1 protein-coding gene is annotated in these 244 nt (G+C 55.3%); it reads left to right on the top strand.

Annotated elements, in window-relative coordinates:
- Positions 1-38 precede the first annotated feature (38 nt).
- On the top strand, positions 39-244 hold a 206-nt coding region (locus AAEY99_RS21635), incomplete at its 3' end, for a hypothetical protein (RefSeq protein WP_351012015.1).

Below are 244 nucleotides of genomic sequence, written 5' to 3'. Positions count from 1 at the left end.
CGTTAGTGCTGACTGATGCCAACGGCACCCAAGTCACGGTGCCAAATGTCACCGTCGATGCCAACGGCAACTACAGCATTGCTGGTGTCGATGTTTCCACATTAGTTGATGGCGACATCACCGTGTCTGCCACCGCGTTAGACAATAACGGCAACAGCGTTAACGACACCGATGTCGATAATCTGGACGCGACCGCCGGTAACATCACTGTCGATCTAGTCTTCCATGACAGCGGCGCCCCCGC

This window comes from Shewanella sp. S1-58-MNA-CIBAN-0166, from assembly GCF_040310085.1.
Classification (GTDB): Bacteria; Pseudomonadota; Gammaproteobacteria; order Enterobacterales; family Shewanellaceae; genus Shewanella.
This window is presented reverse-complemented; position numbering and strand designations above follow the sequence as displayed.